Raw genomic sequence first — 385 nt, 5'->3', positions numbered from 1 at the left:
GGCCCGACAGGTGCCGCCTGGACCAACATTATATTTGCTTCAGCAGGGGCGAAAGCATTGTGCTGGATGGCTCAAGAGTGGGGGGCGTTATCCTGTTACTCGAACCTGGCGGCCATTGTTGGCGTAGAGATGGACTACATTCCCTATCAAGCCGGGACCTCTGACTCCAGAGAGCTCTACTACGCCCCCTATTCCATTGATGCCAATACCGTCACGACCTGGTTGCAGCGTCATTTACCTGTAACGGCTGTCAGGGAAAGTCTATGAATATCCAGTTTCTGCAACTGCAAACTCATGGCGACGACCGTGGCTCGCTGATTGCCCTGGAGGAAGGCAAGAACATTCCTTTTTCCGTCAAGCGTGTCTACTACATGTTCGATACCCG

At 53.2% G+C, this 385-nt stretch carries 1 protein-coding gene; it reads left to right on the top strand.

Annotated elements, in window-relative coordinates; all coding sequences use genetic code 11:
* Positions 1-267, top strand: a 267-nt coding sequence (locus SxD43FB_RS24370) for a glycosyltransferase 61 family protein (protein WP_141249676.1), incomplete at its 5' end; no start/stop codon positions are given.
* Between the last annotated feature and the right edge of the window lie 118 nt (positions 268-385).

The sequence above is a fragment of the Sphingobium sp. D43FB genome (genome assembly GCF_002312805.1).
Classification (GTDB): Bacteria; Pseudomonadota; Alphaproteobacteria; order Sphingomonadales; family Sphingomonadaceae; genus Sphingobium.
Note: the sequence above shows the minus strand (reverse complement) of the source record. Positions and strands in the feature narration are given on the sequence as shown.